Raw genomic sequence first — 6,503 nt, 5'->3', positions numbered from 1 at the left:
CTCCCACTCTCCGTCTCGGCTTCGCCGAGCCACCTCTCCCCCATTTCATGGGGGCGAGGAAACGCTAACGCGGATGTCGCAGCCTTGAAAGCTCGGGTTCCTCGCCCCCATGAAATGGGGGAGAGGTGTCCGCGCAGCGGACGGAGAGGGGGCAGCGCTGCCGTCTGCGATTGCGCTTCCCTCTTGGGAGAGGTGCGATCAACCCTCCGCAATTGCTGCGAAGGACGGGCAAGACTTATCCGGCTGGCGCCGCTCTCTTAAATTAGTCACTCCGGCGTCAGCACCGCCAGCTTCAGATCGGCCTTCTTCGCGCCGCTGAGCTGGATGATCGCTGCGCCGCCGGCGAGCTTGAAGCGGATGCTCTTGCGGATGCCAGGGCAGGTCTTCACGCCGCTGAAGGCTGCCGATTTTACGGTCTTGCCATCCTGCACCACATCGATCCAGGCCTCGTCGGACAGGCTGAGCTGCAGCTCGCCATCAGGCGGCACCGTCACATTTGCTGTCGCGCCGAACGTGCCGGCTTTCGGTGCCCGCTCCGGCGGCACTTCGAAGCTGACGGTATCCACAGCCTCAAGCGAGAAATCCGCCGCTTGCCCGACCGTGAGGGTAGCGCCGGACTGCGCGGCGGGCGCCGCCGGAAACAGCGCCTGCTCGCGCTCGACCGGCCATTTGAAGGTCTCGCAGCCGGTATCGGCGGCCATGGCGAAGCTGGTGCCTGCAAGGATTGCGAAGAGGCCGATGATGACTTTTCTCATGATCAAGGAGACTCGCTTGGTTTGATCCATCACCCCTCTAGTACAACCATAGGGATATATATGCAACCATCGCGAGAAGAAACATGGGGACTCAAGCCATTTCGGCTCACCGATTGTTGATGGTTGGCCAAGGGAAGTGAGTGGTCCACTGCCGGGCGATAATCTAAGGCCCGAGCGGGGGTAAATGGAGTTTCGGATGAAGCTTTTCGAAAGCCTTGCTCAGTTCCGCCCGCAAGCGCTGGGCGTGTTGCGCATCATGACCGCCTTGCAGTTCATCGAACATGGCTCGCAAAAACTGTTCAACTTCCCGGTAAGCGCCCAGCCGCACGCCCTCACCGGCCTGACGACGGCTGCAGGTATCCTCGAATTCGCCGGCGGCATCCTCTTGGCGCTCGGTCTCTTCACCCGCCCGGTGGCGTTCCTCCTGGCCGGCGAAATGGCCATCGCCTATTTCATGGCGCACTTCCCGCGCGACTTCTTCCCGGCCAACAACGGCGGCGACGCAGCCATCCTGTTCTGCTTCGTCTTCCTCTACCTGTTCTTTGCCGGTTCGGGCGCCTTCGCGCTGGACAATCGCGACAGCGCCAGAGCCTGATGGCAGGATGCGCGCCAGGAGGCTTTTTGTTTTGACGCAATTCCGGACGGAAAACCGCTTCGCACTTTTCCTGGAATTGCTCTAGCCGCGCATCCGCTCGAAATTGGCGTCGAACAGCGGCGCCGCCTGGATGCGCGCCGCGTGACGCTGGCCGAGGATCTCGATCTCGAAACCGTCCGGTCTGTCGGCAATTTCCTTCGGCACATAGCCCATCGCAACCGATTTCTTGGAATTATGCGCGTAGCCGCCCGACGTGACCCAGCCGCGCACTACACCGTCATGCCAGATCGCCTCGTCGCCGATCACATCGGCATCGGCGGCATCGACGATGAAGGCGCGCAGCCGAAGCTTGCCGCCCTCTCGCCGCTCGGCGAGCGCCGCTTCCTTGCCGATGAAATCGGCGTCCTTGCCATAGGCGACGAAGCGGTCGAGCCCGGCCTCGACCGGCCCGTAGATCGGCCGGTATTCGCGCGCCCATGAGCCGTAGTTCTTCTCCAGCCTCAGCGCATTGAGCGCGCGCGAGCCGAACAGGCCGATGCCGAGTTCCTCTCCCGCAGCGAGCAGCGCCTGGTAGGCGGCGCGCTGGTATTCCGGCGCCACCCAGATCTCATAGCCGAGATCGCCGGTGTAGCTGACGCGGCCGACAAAACATGGCGCCAAGCCGATATCCATCCTGGCGACCGCCATGAAGGGGAAGCCCGCGTTGGAAACATCGGCGCGGGTGACCTTGGCGAGCACCTCCCTCGCCTTCGGACCGGCAATCGCAAGGCCGGTGAGCTTCTGGCCCAGCGCCTCGATCCGCACCGAGCCATCCTTGGGCAGATGCGCCTCGAACCAGCGCATGTGATACTGCTCGGCGATGCCTGAGCCGGCGACGAACCACTCTGCGTCGTCGATATTGGCCAAAGTGAAATCGCCGATCAGTCTGCCGTCGTCCTTCAGCATCGGCGCCAGCGTCATGCTGCCGCGCTTGGGCAGCTTGCAGGCGAAGATGCGGTCGAGCCATCCAGCCGCGCCCTCGCCCGTCACCCTGTATTTTGCGAAGTTGGAAATCTCCGAAAGCCCGACGCCGTTGCGTACCGCCGCGACTTCCTTGGCGACATGGTCGAAGTCGGTCGAACGCCGCCACGAGAACTCGTCCTTGACGCCGTCCGGCGCATACCAGAGCGGCACTTCGAGCCCGTAGGACACGCCCCATTGCGCGCCCCTGGCGGCCAGCGTGTCGTAGAGAGGCGTCGTCTTCAGAGGACGCCCGGCCGGCAGCTCCTCGTTCGGGAAGCGGATCGAGAAGCGGCGCGAGTAATTCTCGCGCACCTTGGCGTTGGTATAAGCCATCGTCGCCCAGTCGCCATAGCGCGCCACGTCCATGGCCCAGATGTCGGCGCCCGGATCGCCCTCGATCATCCAGTTGGACAGCGCGAGGCCAACGCCGCCGCCCTGGCTGAAGCCGGCCATCACGCCGCAGGCGACCCAGAAGCCCGGCAGGCCGCGCACCGGGCCGACCAGCGGATTGCCGTCCGCGGCGAAGGTAAAGGGGCCGTTGATGATCTGCTTGATGCCGGTCTTCTGGAAAGCGGGGAAATGGCGGAAGCCGACTTCCAGCGACGGCGCGATGCGGTCGATGTCCGGCTCCAGCAGCTCATGGCCGAAATTCCACGGCGTCTCGAATTCGGACCAGACCTTGTTGGCCTTCTCATAGGTGCCCATGAGCATGCCGCCGCGCTCCTGGCGCAGGTAGAGCTCGCCGTCGAAATCGACCGCGTGGATGATCTCGGTGCCGGTCTTCTTGTTCCAGTCGGCGACCTCCGGCATGTCCTCGGTGATCAGGTACATATGCTCCATCGCCAGCACCGGCAGTTCCAGTCCGACCATGCGGCCGACCTCGCGCGCCCACAGGCCGCCGGCATTGACGACATGCTCGGCGATGACATCCCCCTTGTTGGTGATGATGCGCCACAACCCGTCGGGACGGCGCACGATGTCCTCGACCTTGGTGAAGCGCTCGACCTCCGCGCCCAGTTTCCGCGCCGCCTTGGCATAGGCATGCGTCACGCCAGACGGGTCGAGATGGCCGTCCTCCTTGTTGCGCACCGCGCCGACGAACTGGCTGGGATCAATGAGCGGCATCAGTTCCGCCGCTTCCTTGGCCGAGATCACCTCGAGGTCGATGCCGAGATAGCGGCCCTTGGACACCACGCCGCGCAGCCAGTCGAGCCGCGCCTCGGTTGCTGCCAGAAGCACGCCGCCGGTCAGGTGCACGCCGGTCGCCTGGCCCGAAAGCTCCTCGATCTCCTTGTAGAGCGAGATCGTGTATTTCTGCAGCTTGGCGACGTTGGGATCGCCATTGATCGTGTGCATGCCGCCGGCCGCATGCCATGTCGAGCCGGAAGTCAGCTCGTCGCGCTCCAGAAGCACGACATCGGTCCAGCCATGGCGGGCGAGATGGAACAGCACCGAGCATCCGACGACACCGCCGCCGATGACCACGACCTTTGCATGCGACTTCATGGGTTCTTCTCGTTGGTTCAGTGAGTTGAGAGGTTGAAATGATTCAAGATGGAAAGCCGTTCCCTCACGGCTCGCCTTGCCCGATCGCTTGCTTCCGGCGCGCCATATAGGCTTCGAGCGCTTCGCGCATGGCGGGGTCCATGGCCGGCTGGACATATTCCTCCAGCGCCTTCTTCCACAGCCTGGTCGCGCGCGCCGTCGTGTCGAGCGCGCCGGCTTCCTGCCAGGCCTCGTAATTCTGCCAGTTGGAGAGCATCGGCTGGTAGAAGGCGGTGGCGTAGCGCTCCAGCGTGTGCGGTTCGCCGAAGAAATGACCCCCGGTCGACACCGCGCCCAGCGCCTCGACGGCGAGCTCCGCCTCGTCGACCATGATCGGCCGCAGGAATTCCATCATGTGCTGGATCATCTCGACATCGATGATGAGCTTTTCGAACGAAGCCGTCAGTCCGCCCTCCTGCCAGCCGGCCGCATGATAGACGAGATTGCCGTGGCCGAGCACCGCGCCCCACAGCGCCATCATCGTCTCATAGGCGCCCTGCGCATCGGCGGCGTTGGAGGCCGAGCCCGGCGTGGTGCGGTACGGCAAATTGTAGTGCCGCGCCAACTGCCCGGAGGCGATGTTGGCCTTGGTGTTCTCCGGCGTGCCGAAGGCCGGCGCGCCCGACTTCATGTCGACATTGGAGGTGAAGGCGCCATACATCACCGGTGCGCCGGGACGCACCAGTTGCGTCAGCACGATGCCGAACAGTGCCTCGGCATTCTGCTGCGCCAAAGCACCTGCGAGCGTCACCGGGCTCATCGCGCCCATCAGCGTGAACGGGGTGACGGCAACCGACTGGCCGTATTCGGCCATCGTCATCAGCCCCTCCGCCATCATCTCGTCGAAGCGGCGCGGCGAGTTGACCGAAATGATGGTGGTGACGGCGGGGTCCCGCGCCATCTCATCCAGCGTCAGTCCGCGCGCGATCGCCATCATCTCGATGCCGTCCAGCGCCCTGCCCCGCCCGATCGCCGAGACGTGGAAACATTTGTCAGTCAGCGTCAGATTGGCGAAATAGGTGTCCATATGCCTTGTGTTCGCCGGCAGCTCGATCGGCGCGCAGACCTGGTTGCCGAGCATATGGATGCAGTTGAAATGCTGCGCCAGCCGGACGAAGTCCTGATAATCTTGCATGTTGCCGGCGCGGCGGCCGCGCTCCATGTCGTGCACATTGGGCGGTCCGGCCACCAGCGTGAAGTTGATGGTGCTGCCGCCGAGATGGATGGCTCGAGCCGGATTGCGCGGGGTAAGCGTGTAGCTGCTGCGCGTCGACCGCAGCGCTTCCTCGACCATGCCGCGGTCGACCCGCACATTCATCGACCCGTGATCGACCTTGGCGCCGGCGCGCTCGAACAGCGACAGCGCCCGCGGGCTCATCACCTCGACGCCGAAATTCTCCAGGAGGTGCATCGATGCCTGGTGGATCGCCTCGATCTGGTCGGCCGACAACAGCGCCATCGGCGGATAGGGATTTTCCCCCCGCCGCAGCGGCAGTTGCGGGATGGCGGCGGGTCCTCGGTTGCTGGTGCGCTCGGCGCCGCGCTTGCGTCTTGGTTCGCTCATGCGCGCATCAGAGCGCCGGTATCACAGGCGAGCTGTCAGGAATTCGCCATTTGCCGGCGCGATTTTAGCCAAGGCGGCATTTTTGGAAATCGACGAAGAGAATAGCGACGCAGTTGGTCGGAATATCGATACTGGATTTTTCGCGCTTCCCGCGTCAGCGTTAAGGAACCGCGCAAGACTCCTTTTATGATTTCGGCCTATTCGTCTTCCAATGCGTAGGTCGAGTTTTAGTAAAATTGTCGCTGTTTGCGTGCTGCTGGCGCTGTCGGCCTGCGCGACAGCGCCCAGCCACATCAACAATGTCTGCGCCGTGTTCGACCAGAATGACGGCTGGTTCGACAACTGGCAGTCCGCCGCCGAGCGGACCGAGCAGAAATACGGCATTCCCATTCCCGTGCTGATGGCGACGGTGCGCAAGGAATCCGGCTTCAAGAGCAATGCCCGCCCGCCGCGCACAAAGCTGCTCGGCTTCATCCCGTGGACTCATGTCTCGAGCGCCACGGGCTATTCGCAGGCGCTCGACGGCACCTGGTCGCAATATCAAAGCGAGACCGGCAACTGGGCGGCGCGCCGCACACGCTTCGCCGACGCCATCGATTTCGTCGGCTGGTACCACTCCAAGACCGCCGACACTTTCGGTGTCGCGCGCAACGACACCTACAATCTCTATCTCGCCTATTATCTCGGCTGGACCGCCTATGGCCGCGGCAACCGCGGCGACGCCGGCGTTCAAAGCTACGCACGCGCCACCGACCAGATGGCGCGCGATTATCAGGCGCAGCTACGGCAATGCGGCAGCTGACATCCGTAACGGGTTAGTGCCGCCTTGTCGTGTCCTTCGGCCTTGGGACACCGGTTTCCGAATCCTCGTCGCGCACTTCGTGGCGACGAGCTTTGAGCACAGCGTCGTTCTCCTCGACGCCCTCTCCGATCGCGTCGGCTTCCGCGCTGGCGTTTTTGCCGTCCGGACGCTGCGGCGGCGCACCGGCAAAGCCCGGCCCCACGCCATGCGGCGCATCATCCGGCACGCCTTCATGCGCGG

General features: G+C 63.9%; 6 protein-coding genes. 2 read left to right on the top strand and 4 right to left on the bottom strand.

The window, feature by feature from the left end; translation table 11 throughout:
* Nucleotides 1–266: 266 nt before the first annotated feature.
* Complete coding sequence (locus EOA27_RS16830; RefSeq protein WP_127252182.1) at nucleotides 267–755, bottom strand: hypothetical protein; 489 nt, start codon at nucleotides 753–755, stop codon at nucleotides 267–269.
* Nucleotides 756–951: 196 nt separating this feature from the next.
* On the opposite strand from EOA27_RS16830, the gene EOA27_RS16825 reads away from it, so the two are divergent.
* On the top strand, nucleotides 952–1,350 hold the full coding sequence (locus tag EOA27_RS16825) for a DoxX family protein (RefSeq protein WP_126081941.1): 399 nt from the start codon (nucleotides 952–954) through the stop codon (nucleotides 1,348–1,350).
* 81 nt (nucleotides 1,351–1,431) lie between these two features.
* On the opposite strand, the gene EOA27_RS16820 is transcribed toward EOA27_RS16825, so the two are convergent.
* Both EOA27_RS16820 and EOA27_RS16815 read right to left on the bottom strand, forming a co-directional pair.
* Nucleotides 1,432–3,858: an FAD-dependent oxidoreductase gene (locus EOA27_RS16820; protein WP_126081940.1), complete on the bottom strand. Its 2,427-nt coding sequence runs from the start codon at nucleotides 3,856–3,858 to the stop codon at nucleotides 1,432–1,434.
* A 64-nt stretch (nucleotides 3,859–3,922) separates the two neighbouring features.
* Nucleotides 3,923–5,461, bottom strand: coding sequence for a trimethylamine methyltransferase family protein (locus EOA27_RS16815; RefSeq protein WP_127256734.1), 1,539 nt, complete (start codon nucleotides 5,459–5,461; stop codon nucleotides 3,923–3,925).
* A gap of 211 nt (nucleotides 5,462–5,672) precedes the next feature.
* On the opposite strand from EOA27_RS16815, the gene EOA27_RS16810 reads away from it, so the two are divergent.
* Nucleotides 5,673–6,263 carry a hypothetical protein gene (locus tag EOA27_RS16810; protein ID WP_126081938.1) on the top strand — a complete coding sequence of 197 codons (591 nt, stop codon included), beginning with the start codon at nucleotides 5,673–5,675 and terminating at the stop codon, nucleotides 6,261–6,263.
* Between the two features lie 13 nt (nucleotides 6,264–6,276).
* Here EOA27_RS16810 and EOA27_RS16805 read toward each other — a convergent pair.
* Nucleotides 6,277–6,503, bottom strand: a 227-nt coding sequence (locus tag EOA27_RS16805; protein WP_145970381.1) for a hypothetical protein, incomplete at its 5' end; no start/stop codon positions are given.

The sequence above is a fragment of the Mesorhizobium sp. M2A.F.Ca.ET.037.01.1.1 genome, assembly GCF_003998075.1.
Taxonomy (GTDB): domain Bacteria; phylum Pseudomonadota; class Alphaproteobacteria; order Rhizobiales; family Rhizobiaceae; genus Mesorhizobium.
Note: the sequence above shows the minus strand (reverse complement) of the source record. Positions and strands in the feature narration are given on the sequence as shown.